Source organism: Nonomuraea bangladeshensis, from assembly GCF_039529455.1.
Classification (GTDB): domain Bacteria; phylum Actinomycetota; class Actinomycetes; order Streptosporangiales; family Streptosporangiaceae; genus Nonomuraea; species Nonomuraea bangladeshensis.
Genome location: NZ_BAAAMV010000001.1, coordinates 317,841 through 341,196, shown reverse-complemented (window position 1 = coordinate 341,196; position 23,356 = coordinate 317,841). Strand labels below are relative to the sequence as shown.

At 72.9% G+C, this 23,356-nt stretch carries 22 protein-coding genes; 8 read left to right on the top strand and 14 right to left on the bottom strand.

What is annotated here, in order from left to right:
- Positions 1-48: 48 nt before the first annotated feature.
- The 6 genes from ABD292_RS01450 to ABD292_RS01425 all read right to left on the bottom strand — a co-directional run bounded on the left by ABD292_RS01450 (position 49) and on the right by ABD292_RS01425 (position 5,838).
- Positions 49-1,518: a sulfatase family protein gene (locus ABD292_RS01450; protein ID WP_344204615.1), complete on the bottom strand. Its 1,470-nt coding sequence runs from the start codon at positions 1,516-1,518 to the stop codon at positions 49-51.
- Complete coding sequence (locus tag ABD292_RS01445; RefSeq protein ID WP_344204614.1) at positions 1,515-2,483, bottom strand: aliphatic sulfonate ABC transporter substrate-binding protein; 969 nt, start codon at positions 2,481-2,483, stop codon at positions 1,515-1,517. The genes ABD292_RS01450 and ABD292_RS01445 overlap by 4 nt, the downstream gene beginning before the upstream one ends.
- Before the next feature lie 27 nt (positions 2,484-2,510).
- A complete protein-coding gene (locus tag ABD292_RS01440) occupies positions 2,511-3,281 on the bottom strand; it encodes an ABC transporter ATP-binding protein (RefSeq protein ID WP_329582307.1) in 771 nt (256 codons plus the stop codon).
- Entirely contained in the window at positions 3,278-4,084 is an 807-nt protein-coding gene (locus ABD292_RS01435; protein WP_344204613.1) for an ABC transporter permease, read from the bottom strand. Before ABD292_RS01435 ends, ABD292_RS01440 begins: the two co-directional genes overlap by 4 nt.
- A complete protein-coding gene (locus ABD292_RS01430) occupies positions 4,081-5,331 on the bottom strand; it encodes an ROK family protein (protein WP_344204612.1) in 1,251 nt (416 codons plus the stop codon). The genes ABD292_RS01435 and ABD292_RS01430 overlap by 4 nt, the downstream gene beginning before the upstream one ends.
- A gap of 180 nt (positions 5,332-5,511) precedes the next feature.
- Positions 5,512-5,838, bottom strand: a complete 327-nt coding sequence (locus ABD292_RS01425) for a putative quinol monooxygenase (protein WP_344204611.1) — start codon at positions 5,836-5,838, stop codon at positions 5,512-5,514.
- A 227-nt stretch (positions 5,839-6,065) separates the two neighbouring features.
- Between ABD292_RS01425 and ABD292_RS01420 the strand changes: the two genes are divergently transcribed.
- The 6 genes from ABD292_RS01420 (at position 6,066) to ABD292_RS01395 (ending at position 13,622) form a co-directional block, all read left to right on the top strand.
- Entirely contained in the window at positions 6,066-7,079 is a 1,014-nt protein-coding gene (locus tag ABD292_RS01420) for an ABC transporter substrate-binding protein (protein WP_344204609.1), read from the top strand.
- Positions 7,076-7,882 (top strand): ABC transporter ATP-binding protein, encoded by an 807-nt coding sequence (locus tag ABD292_RS01415; protein ID WP_344204607.1) that lies wholly within the window; start codon positions 7,076-7,078, stop codon positions 7,880-7,882. The genes ABD292_RS01420 and ABD292_RS01415 overlap by 4 nt, the downstream gene beginning before the upstream one ends.
- A complete protein-coding gene (locus ABD292_RS01410; protein WP_344204606.1) occupies positions 7,875-8,750 on the top strand; it encodes an ABC transporter permease in 876 nt (291 codons plus the stop codon). Before ABD292_RS01415 ends, ABD292_RS01410 begins: the two co-directional genes overlap by 8 nt.
- Positions 8,747-10,072, top strand: a complete 1,326-nt coding sequence (locus ABD292_RS01405; protein ID WP_344204605.1) for an LLM class flavin-dependent oxidoreductase — start codon at positions 8,747-8,749, stop codon at positions 10,070-10,072. Before ABD292_RS01410 ends, ABD292_RS01405 begins: the two co-directional genes overlap by 4 nt.
- Before the next feature lie 28 nt (positions 10,073-10,100).
- Positions 10,101-10,610 carry an NADPH-dependent FMN reductase gene (locus tag ABD292_RS01400; protein ID WP_329582285.1) on the top strand — a complete coding sequence of 170 codons (510 nt, stop codon included), beginning with the start codon at positions 10,101-10,103 and terminating at the stop codon, positions 10,608-10,610.
- 111 nt (positions 10,611-10,721) lie between these two features.
- Complete coding sequence (locus ABD292_RS01395; RefSeq protein WP_344204602.1) at positions 10,722-13,622, top strand: M36 family metallopeptidase; 2,901 nt, start codon at positions 10,722-10,724, stop codon at positions 13,620-13,622.
- A gap of 48 nt (positions 13,623-13,670) precedes the next feature.
- Here the strand turns inward: ABD292_RS01395 and ABD292_RS01390 are convergent, their stop codons facing one another.
- Both ABD292_RS01390 and ABD292_RS01385 read right to left on the bottom strand, forming a co-directional pair.
- Complete coding sequence (locus ABD292_RS01390) at positions 13,671-14,072, bottom strand: hypothetical protein (protein WP_344204601.1); 402 nt, start codon at positions 14,070-14,072, stop codon at positions 13,671-13,673.
- Between the two features lie 130 nt (positions 14,073-14,202).
- Positions 14,203-15,486, bottom strand: coding sequence for a serine hydrolase domain-containing protein (locus ABD292_RS01385; protein WP_344204600.1), 1,284 nt, complete (start codon positions 15,484-15,486; stop codon positions 14,203-14,205).
- Positions 15,487-15,758: 272 nt separating this feature from the next.
- Between ABD292_RS01385 and ABD292_RS01380 the strand changes: the two genes are divergently transcribed.
- The gene (locus ABD292_RS01380) at positions 15,759-15,947 is read left to right on the top strand and encodes a hypothetical protein (protein ID WP_344204598.1); all 189 of its coding nucleotides are present in this window, start codon (positions 15,759-15,761) and stop codon (positions 15,945-15,947) included.
- 71 nt (positions 15,948-16,018) lie between these two features.
- Here the strand turns inward: ABD292_RS01380 and ABD292_RS01375 are convergent, their stop codons facing one another.
- The 3 genes from ABD292_RS01375 to ABD292_RS01365 form a co-directional block, all read right to left on the bottom strand.
- Positions 16,019-17,440, bottom strand: a complete 1,422-nt coding sequence (locus ABD292_RS01375; RefSeq protein WP_344204596.1) for a vanadium-dependent haloperoxidase — start codon at positions 17,438-17,440, stop codon at positions 16,019-16,021.
- Positions 17,441-17,521: 81 nt separating this feature from the next.
- Positions 17,522-18,436, bottom strand: coding sequence for an endonuclease/exonuclease/phosphatase family protein (locus tag ABD292_RS01370; RefSeq protein ID WP_344204594.1), 915 nt, complete (start codon positions 18,434-18,436; stop codon positions 17,522-17,524).
- 120 nt (positions 18,437-18,556) lie between these two features.
- Entirely contained in the window at positions 18,557-19,264 is a 708-nt protein-coding gene (locus ABD292_RS01365; protein ID WP_344204592.1) for a CBS domain-containing protein, read from the bottom strand.
- Between the two features lie 240 nt (positions 19,265-19,504).
- On the opposite strand from ABD292_RS01365, the gene ABD292_RS01360 reads away from it, so the two are divergent.
- Positions 19,505-19,963, top strand: coding sequence for a hemerythrin domain-containing protein (locus ABD292_RS01360; protein ID WP_344204590.1), 459 nt, complete (start codon positions 19,505-19,507; stop codon positions 19,961-19,963).
- On the opposite strand, the gene ABD292_RS01355 is transcribed toward ABD292_RS01360, so the two are convergent.
- The 3 genes from ABD292_RS01355 to ABD292_RS01345 all read right to left on the bottom strand — a co-directional run bounded on the left by ABD292_RS01355 (position 19,920) and on the right by ABD292_RS01345 (position 23,337).
- On the bottom strand, positions 19,920-21,350 hold the full coding sequence (locus tag ABD292_RS01355) for a nitronate monooxygenase (RefSeq protein ID WP_344204588.1): 1,431 nt from the start codon (positions 21,348-21,350) through the stop codon (positions 19,920-19,922). The two genes, ABD292_RS01360 and ABD292_RS01355, sit on opposite strands and share 44 nt — an antisense overlap.
- Before the next feature lie 55 nt (positions 21,351-21,405).
- A complete protein-coding gene (locus ABD292_RS01350; RefSeq protein WP_344204586.1) occupies positions 21,406-22,425 on the bottom strand; it encodes an Acg family FMN-binding oxidoreductase in 1,020 nt (339 codons plus the stop codon).
- 120 nt (positions 22,426-22,545) lie between these two features.
- Positions 22,546-23,337 (bottom strand): SAM-dependent methyltransferase, encoded by a 792-nt coding sequence (locus tag ABD292_RS01345; RefSeq protein ID WP_344204584.1) that lies wholly within the window; start codon positions 23,335-23,337, stop codon positions 22,546-22,548.
- Positions 23,338-23,356: the final 19 nt, after the last annotated feature.

Here is a 23,356-nt window from a genome sequence, read left to right as displayed (position 1 = left end):
ACTCGGCGGCGGGTCGCAGGGCTTTCGCCGTCCCATGCGCAACGGGAATCACCCGGTGGCGTCCTCCTTCTCGAAGGAGCTGAGCGTGGGGTCGTAGTCGGAGGCGCCGATGTCGTACATCGGGGTCATCCAGTGGTAGAAGTTGTCGCCGCGCTCGCGCAGCAGGTCGTACAGCCTGCGCATGAGGCGGCGGCGGACCCCCGCCAGCTCGGGGTGGGTGTAGCGGTTGCTCAGCTCGTACGGGTCCGCGTGCAGGTCGTAGAGCTCGTTGACGGACTCGGGGTTGACGACGAGCTTGTAGCGGTCGTCGCGGATCATCCGCTGCGGGTAGGGGAAGTGGTGGCCGTGGTACTCGGCCAGCAGCTCGCCCGGCCACTCCGGATGCTCGCCGCGCACCAGGGGCAGGAGGCTGCGGCTGTCCACGGCGGGCTCCGGGTCGCAGCCGGCCAGTTCCAGGATCGTCGCGGTGCAGTCGGTGAGGGTGACGAACTCGTTCCTGACCTGTGGCGGCGCGCCGGGCACGCGGACGATGCCGGGGATGCGGTAGATGTCCTCGTACATGGCCGGGCCCTTGTCGTGCAGGCGGTGGGCGCCGGTGAACTCGCCGTGGTCGGCGGTGAAGAAGACCGAGGTGTCGTCGCTCAGCCCCAGCTCGTCGAGGCGGTCGAGGATGCGGCCGAGCTGCTGGTCGATGAGCGTCACGTAGCCCCAGTAGACCGCGATGAGCTTGCGGGTGATCTCGATGGGCAGGGTGTCGAACGCCCAGTGGGCGCTGTAGTTGCGCTGCACCGGCGGTTTGCCCTCGAACGTCTCGGCGATCGACGGCGGCAGCTCCACCAGCTCCGGGTCGTACATGTCGAAGTACTCGTCAGGCAGCAGGTACGGCAGGTGCGGCCCGAAGAAGTGCGCGGCCAGGTAGAAGGGGCGGCCGTCGGCGGCGTACCGGTCGAGGTGCTCGATCGTCCGCGTCGCCAGGTAGTGCTCGAAGGTGGCCTCGACCGGCTGGTGCAGCCGCCCGGCCAGCAGGTTGCCCGGGTTGCCGTTCGGCGTCGTCCCCCGGATCAGGTCCGAGATCTTGTACGGCGGCAGCCCCCGCTCCTCCAGGTAGGCGAGGTAGTCGGGATGGTCCACCGGGTTGTGCCAGCCGGGCAGGTCGGGGCCGTCGAAGCCGTAGGAGGCGGCGTTGCGGTGGGTGCCGCCGTGCCACTTGCCGATCAGCCCGAGCTGGTAGCCGCGCTCCTTGAGCGCGGACGGGAAGGTGAACGCGTCGTCGCGCAGGTCCTCCAGGTAGCCGACGTTGCGCTCGTAGTTGGCCAGCAGCCGGTGCCGGAACGGGGCCTGCCCGGTGAGCAGGCTGGCCCGCGCCGGCGTGCAGATGGCCGTGGGCGTGTAGAACCGGTCGAACCGGGTGCCGCTCGCGGCCAGCCGGTCGAGGTTGGGCGTGGCCACGTGCGGGTTGCCGTAGCAGCCGAGCGTGTCCACCCGGTGCTGGTCGGTCATGAGGAACAGCAGGTTCACTTGCCGTACGCCTTCTCGTAGAGGTCGCCGGTGTAGTACGACGACGGTTCGGGCAGCGACTTGAGCTGGCCGGTGCCGACGAAGAAGTCGCCGAGGCTGTTCAGCCACTTGGCGACCGTGCCGTCCTTGGTCTTGGCGACCAGGTCGGCGGTGGACATGACCTCGACGTTCGCCGCGTCCGACTTGACCTTGGCCGGGTCGAGCTTGAGCAGGGCGGCCGTCTCGTTGATGGTCTCCTCGGGGTGCGCGGCCCGCCAGTCGTTGGCCTCCTGCAGCACCTTGATCACCTTGGTGGTCAGTTCCTGGTCGGTGTCGGTGCCGCTGACGAAGGCGTTCGGGAAGGAGTTGTCGGGGTACTCGCGGGTGCTGGCGATCTCCGTCATGTCCGGCACCTTCTCCTTGATCGTGTCGATCAGCGGATACCAGAGGCCGGCGCCGTCGATCTGCCCGGCGGAGAACGCCGACACCACGGTGGCCGCGTCCATCGGCACCTTCTGGATGTCGGCGGCCGTCATCCCGGCCTTCTGCAGGGCCAGGTTGAGCACCATGTCGCCCGAGGTGCCCTCGGGCACGCCGACCTTCTTGCCCTTGAGGTCCTGCATGCTCTTGACGCCGGGCCGGCCGATCACCCGGTCGGCGAAGCCGAGCGTGTTGATGGAGACGACCTTGGCCTTGCCGGAGGCGGGCAGCCACATGGCGCCGGGGCCGATGTAGCCGAAGTCCAGGTCGCCGGCGCCGAGCGCCTGAATCTGGAGCGGTCCATTCGTGAAGACCTTGATCTCGGGGGTGAGCCCCTGCTTCTCCCAGAGCCCCTGCTTCTGGGCGACGGCGAGCAGGCTGGCGCCGTTGTAGTCGCCGATGTAGCCGAAGCGGACGGTGGTGCCGTCGTCTGAGCAGGAGGTGACGGAGAGCGCGAGGACGCTCACCGCGGCGGCGGTGGTGAGGGCGCGGCGAAGAGAGCGCATGTCGTGTTGATCCTTTCCAGGGGGGTTCTAAGCTGCTTTGGGCTGGTGGTAGACGCCGTGCCAGACCTCGTTGCGGATGCGCGCGAACTCCGGCGACAGCCGCATCTCCTCGGTCCTCGGATACGGCAGGTCCACCTCGACGATCTGCTGGACGCGGCCGGGCCGGGCGGCCATGACGATCACCCGCCGGGCCAGGTAGACGGCCTCGTCCACGTCGTGGGTGATGAACATGACGGTGCGCTGCTCGCGGCTCCAGGTCGCGAGGAGCTGGTCCTGGAGCTGGACCCGGGTGAGCGCGTCGAGGGCGCCGAACGGCTCGTCCATGAGCAGCACCTGCGGGTCGACCGCGTACGCGCGGGCGATGGCGCAGCGCTGCTTCATGCCGCCGGACAGGGTCTTGGGCAGCGCGTCGGCGAAGTCCGACAGCCCGACCAGCTCGATCGCGTGCTCGGCGCGCCTCCTGCGCTCGTCGGGCGGCAGGTTCATGAGCTTGAGGCCGAACTCGACGTTCTTGCGCACGGTCAGCCACGGGAACAGCGCGTACTGCTGGAAGATCACCCCGCGGTCCGGTCCAGGGCCGGGGACGGGCGCGCCGTCCACCAGCACCTCGCCCGAGGTGGGCTCGGTCAGGCCGGCGGCCATGCTCATCAGCGTGCTCTTGCCGCACCCCGACGGGCCGACGACCGTGACGAACTCGCGGTCGGCGATGTCCAGGGAGACGTGGTCGAGCGCGGTGAAGACGCCGTCCTTCATCGGATAGGTCTTGACGATGTCCCTGAAGGAGATCTTGGCGTTCATCGGCGCTCCTGCCAGTCGGTGAGGCGGCGCTCGGCGAGCAGCAGCAGGCGGTCCATCAGCAGGCCGAGCACGCCGATGGCGATGAGACCCACGAAGATCGTGGACAGGTCGTAGTAGAGCTGGGCCTGCTGCATCCGGTAGCCCAGCCCCTCCTGGGCGGCGATCAGCTCCGCGGCGACCAGCGTCCCCCAGGCCGAGCCGAGCCCGACCCGCATCCCGACCAGGATGAACGGCGTGGACGCCGGGACCACGACCTTCAGGAAGATCGTCCGGTCGGACGCGCCCAGCACGCGGGCGGCGTTGATGAGCGTCTTGTCCACGTCCACCACGCCCTGGAAGGTCGAGACGACGCTGGACAGGAACGCGGCCAGGAAGATCACGAAGACCTTCGGCACCTCGCCGATGCCGAGCAGCACGATGGCCAGCGGGATGATCGCCAGGGGCGGGATGGTGCGGAAGAACTGCACGTACGGCTCCAGCAGGCCGCGCGCGGTGGCGTACCAGCCCATGAGGAAGCCGACCGGGATCGCGAGCAGCGTGCCCATGAGGAAGCCGAGCAGCACCCGGCGGAGGCTGGCGAGCGCGTCCTGGAGCAGGGTGCCGTCCGCGACCAGCTCGCCGGCCTTGACCGCGACCTCCAGCGGGGTCGGCAGGCCCTGGACGCCGATCGTGGCCAGCAGCGTCCAGACGAGCAGGCCGAGGACGACCGCGACCAGGTTGAGCACGAGCGTGCGCCGGGGACGCCCGGCGGCGCGCCGCGCCGTCGGGGCCGCCGGCCTGCCCAGCGTGGTGAGCTGGGTCATGAACCCTCCTTCACGAGGTTGTGGTGCCGCGGGGACGGCGGGGGAGCTCCGGCGGCGAGGTCGGGGCCGGCCGGGTAGCGGGAGAGCAGGGGCGACTCGTGCAGCACCAGCGCGATGCCGCCGAGCGCGCCCGCGGCCTCGCCGAGCGTGGCCCGGCGCAGGCTGACCCGGTGCCGGGAGATCGGCATGATCCGGGCGTCGAGCGTGCGCCCGATCGGCTCCAGCAGCGCGGCGCCGGTCTCGGCCAGCTCGCCGCCGATCACGATGACGCCGGGGCCGACCGCGTTGCACAGGGCCGCGAGCACCGCGCCGATGTCCGTGCCGACCTCCGCCAGCAGGGCGAGCGCGCCCGGCTCCGCCCGCCCCACGGCCTCGACCAGGCCGCGTACGTCGTCGGCCTGGCCGCCGCGCTCACGGTAGGCGTCGAGGACGGCCCTGACCGAGGCGACGGTCTCCAGGCAGCCGGTGCCGCCGCAGGAGCACGGCCGGCCGCCCGGATCGACCACGATGTGGCCGAACTCGCCGGACAGGCCGTACGCGCCGCGGTGCAGCGACCCGTCGATCACCAGGCCGCCGCCGACGCCGTGGGACAGGCGCAGGTAGAGCACGTCCCTGCCGCCGGCGGCCGCACCCCAGATGGCCTCGCCGAGCGCGGCCAGGCGGGTGTTGTTGTCGAGCAGCACGGGCACGCCGAACCGCTCCCGCAGCAGCACCTGCGCCCGGTGGGGGAGCGGCTCCCCGGCGTCGTCCGGCCCGCCCTCGCTGCCGGGGTCGCTGATGGGGCCGACGACGCCCGCGCCGATCGCGCTCAGCGCGCCGAGCCGCAGGTCGCCGCCGCCGAGCCGGCCGATCAGCCGCTCGGCCAGGTCCACCCGCCGCTCCCACGGCAGGTCGGCGTCGTGCGGCTCGCTGGCCGCGCCGACGATCTCGTGCGCCAGGTTGACCGCCGCCACGTGCAGCGCCCGCCGGGCGAAGTCGATGCCGATCGCCTGCCCGGCGCCGGGGTTGAGCGTCAGCGTCTCGGCCGGCCGGCCCCGGCCGCGCGGGCCGTCGTCCTGCTGCCCGGCGGGCACGACGGCGCCGGTGGCGACGAGCTCGGCGAGGATGTCGTACAGCGTGGTGCGCGACAGCCGGCACAGCTTGCCGAGCTCGCCCCGGCTCAGCGGGCCGTGCTTGCGCAGCAGGCCGAGCACGAGCTCTTCGTGCCCGCGCCGGAGCTGGGACAGGGGGCCACGGGGGAGTGACATGACGGAGAGTGTGCCGAGGTCACCTCTTTTTCGTCAATAACCCGGAAAAAAACTTGTCCTGACTTATACCGACTCCGGCGGCCAGGCGAGCCCGCCCGACCCGCGCGAGTTCACGCCGCGGGCCGGGCGGGAGCCGTTCGAGCTGTTCGCCTACGGCGACGTGCAGGAGGTAGGGCCGGGTCAGTCCTTCACGGCCATCTCGCCGAGTTCGGACCAGTCGTCCTGCGGCACCGTGGTGTTGACGATGCGCGGCGTCTCCACGAGGTACTGCGGCAGATCCCGCCGGGCCTGCTCGAAGTGCGGCGACTGCACGTGCGCCGCCCCGGCCGCGTCGTCGCGGAACGCCTCCACCAGGACGTACTCGGCCGGGTCGTCGAGGCTGCGCGACCAGTCGAACCACAGGCAGCCGGGCTCGGCGCGGGTCGCCTCGGTGAACTCCCCGGTGATCTCCGGCCAGCGGTCGGCGTGCTCCGGCTTGACGCGGAACTTCGCGGTAATGAAGATCATCGAGCCTCCCTGATCGAGTGTGTCGTACGAGATCGAGCCTAATTTCATGCATGTCCAGTAGGAAAAGTTGACTTTCGGAAAGGAGGGCCGTAGCTTCGTACGCATGAGCCAGGGCCTCTACCTGACCCGGCGCCCGCACGTGGACCACGGCCACGTCGCCAGCGCGCAGTGTCGCTGATCACGCACCCAGGACCCCTCACTCCCTCCCCCCGACGAGGAACCCCACCGTGATCAAGACCAGACATGCCCTCATGGCCGCGTTGCTGCCCGCCGTCCTGGCGGGCTGCGGCGGCGCCGAGGCGACCACCGGAACGTCGGAGGTGAAGGTGCTGCGCTACCAGGGCAGCCCCGGCGCCGTCACCTACGCCGAGCTCGCCGAGGAGCTCGGCTACCTCGGCGACCTCAAGCTCAAGTGGGTGGGCAACACCACCTCCGGCCCCCAGGACATCCAGTCGGCCGCCACCGGCCAGACCGACTTCGGCGGCGCGTTCAACGGCGCGATCGTCAAGCTCAAGGCCGCCAGGGCCCCCATCAAGGCCGTGGTCGGCTACTACGGCTCCGACCAGGACACCTTCAACGGCTACTACGTCAAGGACGACAGCCCGATCAGGACCGCCCGCGACCTCATCGGCAAGAAGATCGGCGTCAACACGCTCGGCGCGCACCACGAGGCCGTCATCAAGGAATACCTCAAGCGCCAGGGCCTGACCCCCGACGAGATCAAGCAGGTCCAGCTCGTGGTGATCCCGCCGGTCAACACCGAGCAGGCCGTCCGGCAGGGACAGCTCGACGCGGGCACCCTCGGCGGCGTGCTCAGGGACAAGGCGCTCGAACGCGGCGGCCTGCGGCCGCTGTTCACCGACGTGGACCTGTTCGGCCCGTTCACCGCCGGCTCGATCGTGCTGCGCGAGGACTTCATCGCCGACAACCCGACCACCACCAGGACGTTCGTGACCGGCTTCGCCAAGGCCGTCGCCTGGGCGCAGACGCACTCGCGGGCCGAGGTCGTCGGCACGTTCGAGCGGATCATCGCCAAGCGCGGCCGGAACGAGAGCGCCGAGACCGTCCGCTTCTGGAAGAGCACCGGCATCGCCGGCAAGGGCGGCGTCATCGCCCCGAAGGAGTTCGGCACCTGGATCGACTGGCTCACCCGCGAGGGCGAGCTGCGCCCCGGCCAGGTCGAGCCCGACGACCTCTACACCAACGCGTTCAACCCCTACGCCGCCGGGAGCGCCTCATGACCGAGATCGGCATCCGCAACGTCACCAAGACCTTCCACGTCAGGGACGCCGCAGAGCCGTTCACCGCGCTGTCCGGGGTGGACCTCGACGTGCGCGCGGGCGAGTTCCTCGCGCTCGTCGGGCCGAGCGGCTGCGGCAAGTCCACCCTGCTCGACCTGGTCGCCGGGCTCACCCCGCCGACGTCCGGGCAGATCCTGATCGACGGCGACCCCGTCACCGGACCCGGCCTCGACCGGGGCGTGGTCTTCCAGCAGTACGCGCTGTTCCCGTGGCGCACCGCGCAGGCGAACGTCGAGTTCGGCCTGGAGGCCAAGGCCGTGCCGAGGCGGGAGCGGGCGGCGCGGGCGCGCGAGCACCTGGCGCTGGTGGGCCTCGCCGGTTTCGAGGACCGCTACCCGCACGAGCTGTCCGGCGGCATGCGCCAGCGCGTCGCCATCGCCCGCAGCCTCGCCTTCGACCCCGACGTGCTGCTCATGGACGAGCCGTTCGCCGCGCTCGACGCGCAGACCCGCGAGTCGCTGCAGGAGGAGCTGGTCCGCGTCTGGCAGCACACCGGCAAGACGGTCATCTTCATCACGCACGGCATCGACGAGGCCGTCTACCTGGGGCAGCGGGTCGCCGTCATGACCTCGCGGCCCGGCCGGATCAAGGAGATCGTCGAGGTCGCGTTCGACTCGCGCGAGGGCGACCTGCGCGCCGACCCGGCCTTCGGCGAGTACCGTCACCACATCTGGACGCTGCTGCGCGACGAGGTCGCCGCAGCGCAGGTGCAGGAGCGAGAGGTGGCGATCACCCATGGCTGACACCCGCGCCGCACTGCCCGGCGACCTTCACTGGTACGACCTTCCTGACGACGAGGCCGACGACGACTCCAAGGACGACGTTGCGCCGCCCACCCGGCGGCGCGGTCGGCTGCCCGCGTGGCTGCGCAGGGCCGGGGTCAACACGGTCGCCGTGCTGCTCCTCCTCGCCGCCTGGGAGATCCTGCCGAGGACCGGCGTCGTGGACCCGGTGTTCGTCCCCCCGCTCTCGGACGACCTCGCCGCCTGGTACGACCTCCTCGTCACCGGCAGCCTCCCCGAGCACCTGGGGGCGTCGCTGGGCCGCTCCCTGGCCGGCTTCGGCCTGGCCGTCGTGCTCGCCATCCCGCTCGGGCTGCTCATCGGGTGGTACCGCCCGGTCGCCGACCTGCTGACGCCCCTGCTGGAGCTGTTCCGCAACACCTCGGCGGTGGCGCTGCTGCCGGTGTTCACGCTGATCCTCGGCATCGGCGAGCCCGCCAAGGTCTCCTTCGTGCTGTACGCCTGCTCGTGGCCCATCCTGCTCAACACGATCAGCGGCGTGAAGACCGTCGAGCCCCTGCTCGTGAAGTCCGCCAGGTCCATGGGCCTCGGCCCGTTCCGGCTGTTCCAGAAGGTGATCCTGCCCGCCGCCGTGCCCGCGATCTTCACCGGCGTGCGGCTGGCCGGCGCGACCTCCATCCTCGTGCTGCTGTTCGCCGAGATGGTCGGCGCGAAGGCCGGCCTCGGCTACCTCATCCTCGACACCCAGTCCAGCTTCCGCATCCCCGACATGTACGCGGGGATCATCACCATCTCCGTCCTCGGCCTGCTGCTGAACCTGCTCCTGGTCGCCGCCGAGCGCCGCTTCTCCACCTGGAGGACCACGTGACGAGAAAGCTCCACCTCAACGCCTTCCTCATGGGCGTCGGCCACCACGAGGCCGCCTGGCGGCACCCGAGCACCGAGCCGGCCCGCCTCACCGACGTCCGGCACTACCAGGAGCTGGCCAGGATCGCCGAGCGCGGCACGCTCGACTCGGTGTTCCTCGCCGACGGGCTCGCCCTGCAGGGGCACGTCGGGCACAACGCGCTCGGCGGCCTCGAACCCCTCACCCTGCTGGCCGCCCTGGCCGCCGTCACCGACCACGTCGGGCTCATCGCGACCGTGTCCACGACGTACAACGAGCCCTTCCACGTGGCGCGCAAGTTCGCCTCGCTCGACCACATCAGCGGCGGCCGGGCCGGCTGGAACATCGTCACCTCCGCGGGCGAGGCCGAGGCCCGCAACTTCGGCGTCGAACGCCCCCCACACGCCGCCCGCTACGCCCGCGCGGAGGAGTTCCTGGACGTCGTGCTCAAGCTCTGGGACAGCTGGGAGGACGACGCCGTCGTCCGTGACCGCGTCGCCGGCCGCTACGCAGACACCAGCAAGATCCACGCCATCGAGCACGAGGGCGCGCACTTCGCCGTCCGCGGCCCGCTCAACGCCTCCCGCCCGCCCCAGGGCCATCCGCTGCTGGTGCAGGCCGGGTCGTCGGAGGACGGCAAGGACTTCGCGGCCCGCTACGCCGAGGCCGTCTTCACCGCCCAGCAGACCCTTGAGGAGGGGCGGGAGTTCTACGCCGACCTGAAGCGCCGGGTCGCCGCCCGTGGCCGGCGCCCCGAGGAGGTGCTGGTGCTGCCCGGCATCTCGCCGATCATCGGCTCGACCGAGCGGGAGGCGCTGCGGCTGGAGAAGGAGCTGGAGGACCTGATCGTCCCCGCGTACGGGCTGGCACAGCTCGGCCAGATGACCGGCATCGAGCTCACCGAGGACGACCTGGACCGGGAGCTGCCCGACGTGCCGGTCGAGACGGAGGGCGCGCAGAGCCGGCGCAAGCTCGTCGTCGAGCTGGCCAGGCGCGAGCGCCTCACGGTCCGGCGGCTCCTCGCCCGCCTGGCCGGGGGCCGCGGCCACCGGGTCGTCGCAGGGACGCCCGAGCAGATCGCCGACCAGATCCAGGAGTGGTTCGAGGGCGGCGCGGCCGACGGCTTCAACGTGATGCCGCCGATCCTGCCGCACGGCCTGTCCGACTTCGTCGACCACGTGGTGCCCGAGCTGCGGGCGCGGGGGCTGTTCCGGCACGCGTACGAGGGCCGCACCCTCCGCGAGAACTACGGCCTGCCCCGCCCGGCCTCGCGCTACGCCAAGGACCTGGTGGCCGCCGGATGACCACCACCTCACGCCAGGAGGCGAACCCATGACCGTTCTCACCGTCGTCGGCAACCCGAGGGCGGGTTCGCGCACCGAGGCCGTGGCCGTCGCGGCGGCCGAGGCGGTCGCCGCCCGGCTCGGCGCGTCCCTGCCGCACGAGCTGGCCGACCTGTCGGCGCTCGGCCCCCACCTGCTGGCCCCCGCCGCCTCCCCGGGGGTGGAGGCGGCGCTGGGGCTGGTGGCGGAGGCGGACGTGCTCGTCGTCGCGAGCCCCACCTACAAGGGCACCTACACGGGGCTGCTGAAGGCGTTCCTCGACCGGCTGCCCCCGGCCGCGCTGGCCGGGAAGACCGCGCTGCCGCTGCTGGTCATGGGCGACCCCAAGCACGCGCTGGCGGTCGAGGTGCACCTGCGTCCGCTGCTGGTCGAGCTGGGCGCCACCGTGCCGACGCCCGGCCTGGCCTTCCTGGAGTCACAGCTCCCGGACCTGGAGGCCGTGGTGTCCGCCTGGGCCGACCGCGTCGCGCCGCAGGTCCGCCTGCCCGCGGCGACGTAGGCCCGCGCCCGTCCCTCCGGACCGGGATCTTGTCAGGCAGTCAACACGGTGTTACCTCTGGCGGAGGGCGCGCGTGATCCGCGCGCCCTCCGCCGGCCAGAGAGGACCAACGTGTCGTCAAAGTCCTGGTTACGCAGCAGCACCCTCCTCGCCGCCGCGCTCGTCGCGGCCGCACTGTCTCCCGTGGGACCGGCCCGGGGCGAACCCGGCGGGCAGGTCCCCGTCCACGACTTCCAGGCCGAGCAGCACGCCAAGCCCGACGTGGACAACCGTCAGGGCCGGGTCGAGCCGCCGCCCGGCGCGACCGCCCGCAGGGCCGGCCCCGCCGCCGAGATCCGCTGGAACAAGCTCGGCACCCCGGCCGCCGTCGTCAGCGCCGAACCCCTCGCCCAGGGTCTCGGCGCCGATCCCGAGCAGGCCGCCCGCGCCTACCTGAAGGCGAACGAGAGCGTCTTCGGCCTGCCCGCCGAGGCCGTCGACGCGCTGGAGAAGGTCGCGGTCAACCCCATCGGCGACGGGGCCGCCGTCCTGCTGCGGCAGCGCTTCGGCGGCCTGCCGGCGGGGGTGGACGGCCTGGTCGCCGTCGGCGTGGTGAACGGCGCCGTCCGGTCCGTCACCTCCTCGCTGTCACGTGCCACGCAGGAGCCCCCGGCCGCCGCGATCAGCGAGCGGCAGGCGCTGGAGATCGCGGCCAGGGACGGCGGCATCGACCTCGCCACGGCCGTCACCCAGAAGGTCACGGCGGTGGCGGTGCCCGCGCCGGACGGCGTGCACCGGGCCTACCAGGTCGTGCTGATCGGCGGCGCGGACGGCGAGCCCGCGGCGTACACGACGCACGTGGACGCGGTCAGCGGCGAGATCCTCACCCGCGAGAACCTGGTCGACCACTTCGACCCCGAGAACCCGAAGTGGGGGGTGTTCCCCGCCACTCCGCGCGGCGACTACTCCTCCGCCGACACCCGCCAGACCTGGTGCCACACCGCCGGCCCCGGCTGCGACCTCGCCACCGGCGGCGACGCGGCGACCGGCAAGGCATGGGACGTGGACCACGCCACCGGCGAGCCGACCAACACGAGCCTCGGCAACGCGGCCCGCACCTACGAGAACCGCGCCAGCGGCGACGCGTTCACCGTCGGCACCCGCTCCAACGTGCTCACCCCGAGCCGGAACTACGTCTACCCGTGGCGCAACGCCTGGTACACCGCCAAGTGCGACCCGGCCGCGCTCGACCAGCCCGGCGAGGCCGATCTGGAGGCGGCCATCGCCAACCTCAACGCCATGCACAACCGCATGCACGACTGGTCCTACCGGCTCGGCTTCACCGAGTCGGCGTGGAACATGCAGACCGACAACGGCGGGCGCGGCGGCCTCGGCGGCGACCCCGAGCAGGGCAACGCCCAGGCGGGGGCGCGGGTGGCGTCCGTACGCGACAACGCCAACCAGATCACCGGTCCTGACGGCACCGCGCCGATCACGAACATGTACCTGTGGCAGCCGATCGCCGGCTCCTTCTACGGGCCCTGTGTGGACGGCGACTACGACATGTCGGTCATCGCCCACGAGTACTCGCACGCCATCTCCGGCCGCATGATCGGCGGCCCGAACGCCGGCTGGAGCGGGGCCCAGGCGGGCGCCATGAACGAGAGCACCTCCGACCTGTTCGCCATGGAGTACCTCTACGAGTACGGCTTCCGCCCGGCGGGCGCGACCCCGTACGTGATCGGCGGCTACGTCACCGGCGACAAGCAGCGCGGCATCCGCAACTACGACATGTCGAAGTCGCCGCTCAACTACAGCGACCTCAACTACGACCTGGTGGGCCAGCAGGTCCACGCCGACGGCGAGATCTGGACGGCCACCCAGTTCGACGTGCGCGCGGCCTTCGTCAAGCGCTACGGCTCCGGCACGGACAAGCTCCAGCGCTCCTGCGCCGACGGCCGCACGCCGGTCGAGCGCTGCCCCGGCAACCGCCGCTGGGCGCAGCTCTCCTTCGACGCGCTGCTGCTCATGGCCTCGGGCGCGGTCACGTACGTCGACCACCGCGACGCCCTGCTCGCCGCCGACGCGATCCGCTTCGGCGGCGCGAACCAGGACATCATGTGGCGCGCGTTCGCCGAGCACGGCCTGGGCCGTGACGCCGCCAGCACCGGCCCGAACGACGGCGAGGCGACGCCGAGCTTCGTCAACCCGGCGGGCAGGAACGGCTCGCTGCGGCTGAAGCCGCTCGGCGAGGCGAAGGACGCGGCGCTGCGCCTCTACGTCGGCGACTACGAGGCCCGCGCCGTCCCGGTCGCCGACACCGACCCGGCCACCCCGCTCGGCGACACCGTGGAGATGACGCCGGGCGTCTACGACTTCGTGGTGGCCGGCGCCGGGTTCGGGCACCGGCGGCTGACGTTCGCGGTGCTGCCGGGCGTGACGCTGCCGCTGGCCCTGCCGCTGACCCGCAACCTCGCCGCGGCGGCGAGCGGCGCGACGGCGAGCGGCGACGGCGTCAACCAGGCCAAGCTCATCGACGAGACCGAGGCCACGAACTGGGCCTCGCTCTCCGGCGCGCCGGCCGGCAAGTCGGTGGTCGTGGACCTCGCGGGCGACGAGCCCGTCACGGTCCGCAGGGTCCAGGTGAGCGCCATGCTCCGGCCCGCGGTGACCGACCCGGCCGACCCCGGCGGGCAGAACCGCTTCTCCGCCCTGCGCGCCTTCGAGGTGCTGGCCTGCAGCGCGAACTGCGCCGACCCGGCCGGCTTCACCAGGATCCACACCAGCAAGAAGGACGTGTTCGACACCGCGCTGCCGCGCCCGCGCGGCTCGGACCTGCTGATCAAGTCGTTCGACGTGCGCCCGGCCAAGGCCACGCACCTGATGCTGCGCGTGGTCAGCACCCAGTGCACCGGCAACCCGCTGTACGCGGGGGAGCAGGACGCCGACCCGACCTCCGCGACGGACTGCGCCACGGCGAGCCCGCAGCGGGAGCAGGTGCGGGCCGCCGAGTTCCAGGCGTTCACGCACTGACGCCGAACGGCCAGAGGCCCGGCGTTCGCCGGGCCTCTGATCGATCCATCAGTAGATGCGGTACTTCTTGCCGCAGTTGTCGAACTTGCCGGCCCAGCAGGTGAACGTGTAGATCTTCTTGATCCCCCGGCCGTTCCAGGCGCCGGCCACCTTGCCGTCGAAGGCGTGGTTGAAGCGGTGCCAGGAGCCGTTCTTGTAGTACTCGAACCAGACCCAGCCCTTCTTGCCGCCGCGCTTGTCCACCCCGTACCACTTCGTGTAGACCTTGCCGTGCTGCTTCCAGGTCTTGCCGATGGTGTAGGCCTTGTGGTCGCTCGAGAAGAACTTGCCCCAGGTGGTGACGTGGGCGCTCGCGGTCGTCGAGGTGGTCGCCTGGGCGGCGGGGGCGACGGCGAGGCCGGTCAGGGCCATCGAGCCGGCGATGGTCGCCATGGCGAGGGTCTTGCGCATTGTGGGTTCCTCCCCGTGTCGGTGCTGCCGGGTGCTGTCCGGCAGCACGGACATTACGGAGATAGCGGGAGATCTTCTGTGCAGGAATCCACACGACGGAGGTGACCCACGACACACCCGCGGCCCGGCGTCACGGCCGGACCGGCATCCCCCGGTCGGCGCGGAACGGCAGGAACGACGCCTCGGAGGCCGTCCTCGCGGTGGGGGCGTCGCCGGCGAAGTCCGACCCGCAGAGCGCCACCAGCAGGTGCCTGGCCTGGGCGATGTCGATCTCGTGCAGCACGATGCCGCCTTCGTCGATCTGCTGGTACTTCGTGCGGTTGACGCCGTACGAGATCAGCCGTTCGCCGTCCTCGCTGGCCAGCGACTGCGTGGCCATGCCGAACACGCCGCCGTCGTGCCCCCAGAACCGGCCGCAGGGCAGGTCGGCCGCGTAGATGCCGAGGCCGTAGTCCATGGTGTAGCCGGCCGCCAGCACCGGCACCGTCGTGCGCATCTCGGCGAGCTGCGCGGGAGGCAACAGTTCGCCGCGCAGCAGCGCCCGGTAGAACGTGTTGAGGTCGTCCATGGTGGAGGTGATCGCCCCGGCCGTGCCCGCCCACGACATGTCGTAGACGCTGAAGTCGCGGGGCGGGTCGAAGAAGCCGTACCACGACTCGTACGCGCCGGAGTGCGGCCCCGGGATGTGCGGCGAGCGCGGGAACGACGTGTGCCGCAGGCCCGCCTTCCTGATCACGTGCCGGGTGATGTGGTCGGCGGCGTCGCCGCCGGTCACCTTCTCCAGCAGCAGGCCGGCGAGCACGTAGTTGGTGTTCGAGTACGACCCGGGAAGCGCCCCCGGCTCACCGGTCGGCGTGGCGGCCAGGCCCATCCTGACCAGTTCCCTGGGCGCGACGCGGCGGAAGCGGTTGTCGTCCAGGCTCTTGACCGAGCCCTCCTGCAGCGAGGGGAACGCCGGGAGGATGTAGTCGGCGATGTGGCTGGTGTGGTTCAGCAGCATCCGCACCGTGATCCGCCGGCCGCGCTCGCCGGGGACGAGGTCGGGCAGGTAGCGGCCCACCGGCGCGTCCAGCTCGATCGTGCCCCGCGCGACCTGCTGCAGGATCGCGACCGACACGAACGTCTTGGTGATGCTGCCGATCCGGTGCACCATGTCGGGCCGGACGGGGCGGCCGGTGGCGACGTCGGCCACGCCGGACGCGCCCTTCCACGTCCGGCCGCCGTCGCGGACCTCCGAGTAGATGCCGTACATGCCGGCGGCGTGGACCGCGTCCAGCGTCCGGTCGAGCGCCTGCCGGTCCGGCCCGCCGGCCGCGTGCGCCGGTCCGGCCAGGGTGCCTGCCGCGAGCAGCGCGCCCATCGCGGCGGCCAGGGCCGCGCGCGGGGCGCTCGTGGGGAATCGGCGAGAAGTCATGGCCTCAGCATGCGCGGGGGAGGGTCGTGCGGATAAGTCGGCGATGTCACCGATTGGGGATGACAGGGATCATGCCCCGGCGATGACATCTTTCTTGCTCCGGAGAAGAAGACAACGAACTCCAAGTGGTGAATTTGTCACCCTGAGTGCGCGAGGCGGCGGTGGCCGAATCCCGGACGGGGATGCGACGCTGCTGCCACCGCCCCGGCCGGCCTGCGAACGGGCGGCCGGGGCGGATTCCTCCGCAGTGCTCACGAAGGAAGGAATGCGGCATGACTCAGGACGCCGGCCGCGTCGCGGCCAAGCGGATCAACGACCACGTGGAGCTCGTCCACGCCGACCACCCCGAGCTGGTGTTCGAGGTGCCCAGGCGGGACTGGGAGGCGTTCACCACGGCGGTCAAGTCGGGCGCGTTCGATCTCGGGACGCTGGAGCGCCTGGCCGCGGAGAACGTGGCCTGACGAGCCACTCTCCCGGTCTTCCCAAGGCGCCCGCCCCCACCGCGGGGGGCGGGCGCCGTCCATGTGGCCGGTCAGCCTCGGCCCGTCCAGTACGCGGCCGCGCGCTTCCACGCCGCGTCGCCGACCGCGCGGCCGAGCGCCCGGCCCTCCTGGTCGCCCGCCCTGAAGTGGATGCCGCCGTAGCGGCGCGAGAGCCCCGCCTGCTCGGCGGCCTCGCTGTAGGTGCGCCACCGCAGCGTCACGTCCTGCGCCGGCGTCACCCCGGGCTCCACCTTCGACGATCCGGCCGCGACGACGGCCTGACCGCCGAAGACGTCGCTGCCGGTGAAGCGCCGCAGCACCTCGGCCGCCGCCGCGCTGAACGTGCTGTGGCCCGAGACGTACTCGCCGAACGGCGGCGTCGGGAACGTCGCCGGCTGGTAGGGCACCCACAGCGCCCCGTCCACGGTCCGCCCGCCCCAGGTCGGGATCCGCTGCCCGCGGTACTGGTCGCGGATCGCGGTGATCGGCCGCCCGCTGTCGTGGTCGCGCTTGACCTCCCACGCGGCGATCCCGGCGTCCATGCCGGCGTTGGCCAGCGCGAAGAACAGCTTCACGTCCTGGTCGAGCCCGTGCCGGTCGCGCGCCGAGACCTGCTGCGCGAACAGGCACCAGTGACCGGGCGGCGTCTCGCTGGCGGGCCCGTCGGACCAGTAGTCGGCGATCGACTTGCTCCGGTCGTCGAGGGCGGCCGTCGTCGCCACGATCTCGGCGGCCTGCGCCCGCCAGCCGGCCGACCCGTACGGCGCCGGCGCGGGAACGGCGTCGGCCAGCGCCCGCGCCGACCCGCTGAAGGAGGCCACCTGCCCCCAGTGCGGCACCAGGAACGGCGGCGTGACCAGCGCGCCCGCCGCGTTGCGGTAGGTGAGCGGCGCCCACCGGCCCGGCTGCGCGAGCGTGGTGAGCGGCTCGGCGACGACCACGGGGGCGTTGACCGGCGCGTAGCCGGTGGTGTCGGCGTACCCGCCGAGCTGGTTGGAGCCGTCGGCGTGGCGGTGGTCGAGCACTGCCTGGCAGGCGGCCAGGCCCGTCTGCGCCGCCTGGCTGTCCGGGGCGGCCGGGTCGTGGCCGAGCTCGGCCATCAGGGCGTCGAACGTCGCGCGCTGCCCCGGATAGAGGTCGGTGGCCGCCAGGTGGACGGCGTAGCTGATGGCCTCGGCCTTGTTCGCCTCGGTGCGTTCGGCGGGCGGCCGGCGCAGCGTGCCGCCGAGCCGGGTGCCGACGGCCACCGCGTCGTAGGCCGCCCACGCGTCGTACGCGCAGGTGTGGGCGATGGCCAGCGCCCGCGACACCATGGGCGGCCCGAGCGTGCCGCCGCGCACGGCCGACAGCAGCGCCTGGTTCCACCGCACCACCAGGGTCGGCCCGCCCGCCCGCGCCGGGACGGCGGTGAGGGCGAGCGTGAGCAGCGTGACCAGCAGCGCGGCGGCAGGGCGGATGGTTCGTAAGTGCATGGATGTGTCCCCTCGGTCGGTTGAGCCCCCGAGGGACGATGCCATCCTCGAACGGATTTTCGAACTAGCCGGAAGGTGACATCACGGCAGCCGGAGCTCGGCGAGCACGCCGCGGTGGTCGGTGCCGGGCACGTCCACGACCTCGACCCGGCGCACCGCTATCCGCTCGTCGGCGAGCACGTGGTCGATGGCGATGATCGGCGGCACCGGCCGGTTGTTCGGCCAGGTCGGCACCAGGCCCTTGCCCACCTGCGCGGCGGCGTCGACGTAGCCGCGTTCCAGCAGCTCACGGAAGGCCTGATGGTCGATGCTCGCGTTGAAGTCGCCCGCCAGCACCCGCATGGCGCCCGTCGTGGCGGGCGGCGGCAGCGCGTCCAGGGCGGCGTTCCACCCCGGCTCCTTGCGCCCGAGCGGCGGGTCGGGGTGCACGGCGACGATCTCGACCGCGGCCCCGCCCGGCAGGGTCAGCGCGGCGGCCGGCATGTTGTGGCCGATCGGCCTGAACAGGTCGGGCAGCTCCTTCAGCGGCCGCCGCGCGTAGATGCCGCTGCCGATCGGGCCCGGCGCCTCCTGCAGCACCCGGTACGGCAGCAGCTGCGACAGCCCGGCCGCGTCCAGCCGCTCGGCCTGCTCCGGGGTCAGCTCCAGCGCCGTGAAGACGTCCACGGCCTCGCGGCGCACCAGGTCGACCACGGCCGCGGCGTCGGCCCTGCCGAACAGGTTGACCGTCAGCACCCGCAGCACCGGCCCTGACGCGGCCGGCTGCTCCTCGGCGGTCAGCCGCGGCGCGACGCAGGCGGCCAGCACCACGCAGGCCGTGGCCGCGACCAGCGCCGCGGGGCGGTTGCGGCGGGCCAGCAGCAGCGCGGTCAGCGCCGCGAGCGCCGCGCCGTAGGGCGTCACCGTCATCAACTGGGTCAGGAACGACCCCATCTCCAGTCCGCCGGCCCTGATCAGGGCCCAGAAGGCGAGCAGCGTGACGAAAGTCCAGGACATCCACCGTCTGCGCCGCCGCCGCTTCGGCCGTTCCGCCCGCTCCGTCCGCGTCTTACGCCCGGCTCCGACCGTCGTGCTCACTCCGCCGTCCCGTTCCCGCATGCGATCACAGCTTGAACCTTAAACGGATGAAGGGGCGGACGGGCTCCCGCGTCCCTCCCGCCGCCAGGCGAGGGCCGGACGGACGTCCACGACCCCGCCGAGCCCCTTGGCGAGGTGCACGGCGGCCGTCGCCTCGGTGCGGGTCGCGGTGCGGCCGGACAGCGTCACGATGCCGTCCCGCACCTCGACCGTGATGCCGCGCCGGTCGGTCCACCGCTCGGGGATGGCGTCCTCGACCCAGCGCTTGAGCTCGGCGTCGTCCCGCGTGTACGCCTTCAGCAGGTCCCGCCGGCCCACGACGCCCAGCAGCCGCCCCTCCTCGTCCACCACCACCAGCCGCCTGACCCCGCGCGCGTCCATGAGCTGCGCGGCCGTCACCGTGGAGGTCTCCGGCGCGACCGTGACCGGCGGCGACGACATCAGCTCGGCCGCCGTCGCGCCCGCCGCCTTGCGCCGCCCGTCCTCGCTGCGCCCGGCCAGCAGCCGGCGCAGCCGGGCCCGCAGCCGCGGCCGGTAGCCCTCTCCCCGGTACAGCTCCCGGAACTCCTCCTTGCGCAGCAGGTCCGCCTCGGAGACGACGCCGATCACCCGCCGCTGCCCGTCCAGCACCGGCAGGGCGCTCACCCCGCGGCCCACCAGCAGCGCGGCGAGGTCCTTGAACGGCGTCCCCGCCTCGGCCGCGGCCACCCGGGTGGTCATCACGTCCCGCACGCTGATCCGCATCATGATCCGCTCCTTCCTCCCATGCCATGGGACCGCGCCGGGCCGCCCCGTCCCCAGGGCCGGAAGTCCCCCGGCGCGGAGCTTTGGTCCAGGGCGTTCGCCCTGCTGAGCGGGCTTGCAGGCGGTCGGGACTTAGGACGTACGGCCTCGGGCAGGGGACCTTCGGCCCTGTCCGGGCCGGTCGCCGGTCCGGCAGGCTCGAAGCACGGAGAGGTGACGTCGTCGTCGCAGGAAGGACAGGACATGTGCAACTACTGCGGCTGCCGGGAGTTCCCGCTCATCGGCCGTCTGTCCCAGGAGCACTGGGACATCCAGGAATGCGCCGGCGAGCTGCGGAGGGCCGTCCGCGCCGGACGGCAGGCCGAGGCCGTCGCCCTCCTGGACGAACTGCTCGCCCGGCTGCTCCCGCACACCGCCACCGAGGAGGACGGCCTGTTCGCCGAGCTGCGCGCCGAGGGCACGCTGGCCGCCGAGGTGGAGCGCCTGTGCGCCGAGCACGGGGCCATCCACGGCGTGCTCGCCGCCGTGGACCGGACCGCGCCCGACTGGGCCGCCGTGTCGGCCGCGCTGGACCTGCTGGTGCAGCACATCGACCACGAGGAGCACGGGCTGTTCCCCGCCTCCGTGATCATGCTGCCGCTGTCCACGTGGGACCGCATCACGCCGATCGCCACGGAGCACGCGGCCGGATCCGGGACGTGAGCGGCCCCGCCGGGCGCGCCTGCACGTGGGCCTGGAGCAGGATGTGGGCCACCACGTCGGCGGCCGAGTGCTCCTCGGGCAGGCCGTCGAGGAACCCCGCGTCCTGGCCGAGGGTGAGCAGCGCGGGCTCGGCGTAGCCGTCCGCGCGGTGCTGGCCGAGCCCGATGGCGGCCAGCAGGCCGTTGCACAGGCAGCGCCGCCCCTCCGCCTCCTCGGCGGGCCGGCCCTTGCGGACGTAGACGTCCACCGGCTCGGCGGGGCAGCGGTAGCCGAGCGAGCCGTCCGCCCGCTCGTACGGCGTGCGCAGATATCCGAGGTCGCACAGCCGGGGACGGGAGTCGTACACCTCGGGGTCCGACAGCGTGCCCGGCACCTCGGCCACCTTGAATGGGAAGCCGGTGGGCGAGGCCAGCGGGTCGTTGCGCACCTGGAGCGTGCCGGCCGCGGCCCGCTCGCGCAGCCTGCGCCGCAGCCGCGGGTCGAGGCCCGACTCCCGGCACAGCGCGAACGCCGAGCCCACCTGGACGCCGGCCGCGCCCGCTGCCCAGGCCCGCTCCAGGCCGCCGGGCGTGCCGTACCCGCCGGCCAGCCAGAACGGCAGGCCCAGTGCGGCCACCTTGGCCAGGTCGGGCGCGTCGCGCGGGCCGTACACGGGCTCGCCGGCCTCGTCGAGCGTCATCCGGCCGCGCGGCGGCGCGCTGTGGCCGCCGGCCACCGGCGTCTCGATGACGAACCCGTCCGGCCGGGTCGCGGGGGAGCGGGCCAGGTACGCGGCCAGCACGTGCGACGACACGATCGCCAGCAGCCGGGGCCGGGCGAGCGGCGTCAGGCGGCGGCCGAGCAGCGCGACCGGGTCGAGCCCGACGGTGTGCCCGCCGCCCTCGCCGGCCACGGCGACGGAGATCCGCGCCGGGCGGTGCTCGGCCAGGTCGTCGAGCAGGCGCGGGATCTCGGCCGGGATGCCCGCGCCCACCAGCACGTAGTCCACCCCGGCCAGCAGCGCGCCGTAGGCGGCGGCGGGGGTGGCGAGCTGGATCTTCTCCAGGTAGTTCACGCCCACGGGCCCGTCGTGGCCCTCCTTGGCCAGGAACACCTCGGCGAAGTTGGCCACCACGGCGAGCTCGTCCCGCGCCCTGTTGCCACGCAGGCCGAGCCGCGGCACCGGCCGGTACGGCACCCCTTCGCCCGTGCCGCCCGGCACGAAGTAGCGGGCGAGCACCCGCTCGGCGACCTCGGGCACCGGGAAGCAGGCGAGGGCGCGGCGCAGGTGGCCGCCGGGGTCGCCGCGTTGCAGCCGGCGGGCGAGGGTGACGTCCAGCGCGGTGCCGGACACCACGCCGAGCTGCCCGGTCGCGGCCACGGCGCGGGCCAGCCGCCATCCGGACACACCGACCCCCATTCCGCCCTGGATCAGCGCAGGCAGCCCGGGAAACAGCCGCGGGTCAGGCACCGCGTGCCTCCCGGCAGTCCAGGACCTCCGCCACGGGACGCCGGGGCACGCGTGGGACCGGCGGGCCGTAGCCCAGCCTGATCAGCATCTGCACGTGCCCGAACGGGCCGCCGGTCCGGTCGCCGCGGTGCTGCGGCGGGCGCAGGTCGAGCGGCTGGCTGAACAGCGACGCCGCCACCCCGCGCGCGGTCGCCGTGAGCAGCACCCGCTGGAGCGCCTGCCCGGCGCGCAGCCAGTCGCGTGGCCCGTCGCCGCGTGTGAACAGGGCCGCGAGCTGCGGCTCCGGCTCGAACTCCGCGGTCCCGGCGTGCCGGCCGAAGTCGCGCATCGGCAGCCGGCCGTCGCGCGGCCGGGGGCCCGCGGCGTGCTCGGGCACCCCGTCGGCCCGCGCGTCCGGCCCGGTCCAGCGGGCCAGCTCGTCCCGGTACGCCGGATCGTCCGCCAGCGTGTCGTCCGCCATGGCGATCAGCTCCAGCACCCGCCGCGCGGTGCGCCCCGAGACCGGCACCAGCGTCGCGGACTCGGCGTGCGCGGCGTGCACCAGGGCGACGACGACCTCCCGCGGCACCGGCCGGTCGTCGAAGGGGAAACGGTTGGTGCGCCGGTGCGGGATCATGTCGTGCAGCAGCTGCTCGTCCGCCGTGGGCGGCTCGCCGGGCACGGCGTGCACGGTGGCCAGCAGGTCGGGCCGGTGGGCCGGGTCGGGCAGGATCCTGACACGGGCGTCGTGCCCGGTCACCCGCACCGCGAGCCGGAGGTTGTACAGCGCGGCCCCGCAGCTCAGGCCGAGCCCGCGCCCCATCGGGTCGGTGACGGTCAGCAGCCGGTCGAGGTCGGCGTACAGCTCCATGGTGGCGTCGTCGGCGCGGTGGAAGCGCCACGGCTGGGTGTTGTGCACGGACGGCGCGGCGGCGGCGGCGCCCACGACCGCGCACACGTCGGCGGCGGACGCGAACGGCGGCTCCAGAGTGGCGGCCCGCGCGCGGCGGCCGCCCGCGCCGGGATCGGTCACCGGGGCACCCCCGGCACAGCGGTAACAGCGGACATGGGATCACCATCCCGCGCCCGGCCGGGCCGGCGGCAGGGACCAAAGTCCCTCGTATCGGGTCCCTTTAGCCCAATCGGGGAAGGATCACCGCTTACGGCCGACGCCGCCGTACATCCAGGCGGGCTCGTCGGGGAAGAGCGGGGTGTCGTGCCACTCGGAGACCGCGACGAGGCCCGGCTCCACCAGGTCGAACCCGTCGAAGTAGCGGGCGATCTGCTCGCCGGTGCGCGGGGTGCGGTGCATGGCCTGGTGCGCGGTGGCGGCCAGGTAGTCCTCGGCCGTCCGCGGCGGCACGAGATCGAGCGTGAGGTGGCTGAGCACGAGGTAGCCGCCCGTGGGGAGGGCGTCGGCGTACGCCTTGACCAGCCCGGCCGGGTCGTCGGCGTCGGAGATGTGCATGAGGATGGCGACCATCATGAGCGCGACCGGCTGCGAGAAGTCGATGATCTCGCGCACCTCGGGATGCTCCAGGATGGCGGCGGGATCGCGCACGTCCGCCTCCAGATAGGCGGTCCGCCCCTCCTCGGTGCTGGTCAGCAGTGCTCTGGCGTGGGTCATCACGATCGGGTCGTTGTCGACGTAGACCACCCGCGACTCCGGCGCCTCCGCCTGGGCGACCTCGTGGGTGTTGCCCTGGCTCGGGATGCCCGTCCCCAGGTCGAGGAACTGCCGCACGCCCAGCCGCGTCAGGTGGCGCACCGCGCGGCCGAGGAAGGCCCGGTTGTTCCTGGCGCTCTCACGGATGCCCGGCACCGCCGCCATCGTGGCCTCCGCGACCCGGCGGTCGGCCTCGAAGTTGTCCTTGCCGCCCAGCCAGTAGTCGTAGACGCGGGCCGAGTGCGGGATGTTGGGATTGATGCCCGGTGGTGCGCTCATGCCGGAAAATCCTAGATCA

What these genes read in the sequence shown, in the direction of transcription:
- ABD292_RS01360 (WP_344204590.1), top strand. Translation starts at nt 19,505, where the DNA reads ATGTGCAACTACTGCGGCTGCCGGGAGTTCCCGCTCATCGGCCGTCTG.
- ABD292_RS01385 (WP_344204600.1), bottom strand. Translation starts at nt 15,486, where the DNA reads ATGACTTCTCGCCGATTCCCCACGAGCGCCCCGCGCGCGGCCCTGGCC.
- ABD292_RS01430 (WP_344204612.1), bottom strand. Translation starts at nt 5,331, where the DNA reads ATGTCACTCCCCCGTGGCCCCCTGTCCCAGCTCCGGCGCGGGCACGAA.
- ABD292_RS01365 (WP_344204592.1), bottom strand. Translation starts at nt 19,264, where the DNA reads ATGATGCGGATCAGCGTGCGGGACGTGATGACCACCCGGGTGGCCGCG.
- ABD292_RS01370 (WP_344204594.1), bottom strand. Translation starts at nt 18,436, where the DNA reads ATGTCCTGGACTTTCGTCACGCTGCTCGCCTTCTGGGCCCTGATCAGG.
- ABD292_RS01445 (WP_344204614.1), bottom strand. Translation starts at nt 2,483, where the DNA reads ATGCGCTCTCTTCGCCGCGCCCTCACCACCGCCGCCGCGGTGAGCGTC.
- ABD292_RS01410 (WP_344204606.1), top strand. Translation starts at nt 7,875, where the DNA reads ATGGCTGACACCCGCGCCGCACTGCCCGGCGACCTTCACTGGTACGAC.
- ABD292_RS01435 (WP_344204613.1), bottom strand. Translation starts at nt 4,084, where the DNA reads ATGACCCAGCTCACCACGCTGGGCAGGCCGGCGGCCCCGACGGCGCGG.
- ABD292_RS01425 (WP_344204611.1), bottom strand. Translation starts at nt 5,838, where the DNA reads ATGATCTTCATTACCGCGAAGTTCCGCGTCAAGCCGGAGCACGCCGAC.
- ABD292_RS01345 (WP_344204584.1), bottom strand. Translation starts at nt 23,337, where the DNA reads ATGAGCGCACCACCGGGCATCAATCCCAACATCCCGCACTCGGCCCGC.
- ABD292_RS01440 (WP_329582307.1), bottom strand. Translation starts at nt 3,281, where the DNA reads ATGAACGCCAAGATCTCCTTCAGGGACATCGTCAAGACCTATCCGATG.
- ABD292_RS01415 (WP_344204607.1), top strand. Translation starts at nt 7,076, where the DNA reads ATGACCGAGATCGGCATCCGCAACGTCACCAAGACCTTCCACGTCAGG.
- ABD292_RS01380 (WP_344204598.1), top strand. Translation starts at nt 15,759, where the DNA reads ATGACTCAGGACGCCGGCCGCGTCGCGGCCAAGCGGATCAACGACCAC.
- ABD292_RS01375 (WP_344204596.1), bottom strand. Translation starts at nt 17,440, where the DNA reads ATGCACTTACGAACCATCCGCCCTGCCGCCGCGCTGCTGGTCACGCTG.
- ABD292_RS01400 (WP_329582285.1), top strand. Translation starts at nt 10,101, where the DNA reads ATGACCGTTCTCACCGTCGTCGGCAACCCGAGGGCGGGTTCGCGCACC.
- ABD292_RS01390 (WP_344204601.1), bottom strand. Translation starts at nt 14,072, where the DNA reads ATGCGCAAGACCCTCGCCATGGCGACCATCGCCGGCTCGATGGCCCTG.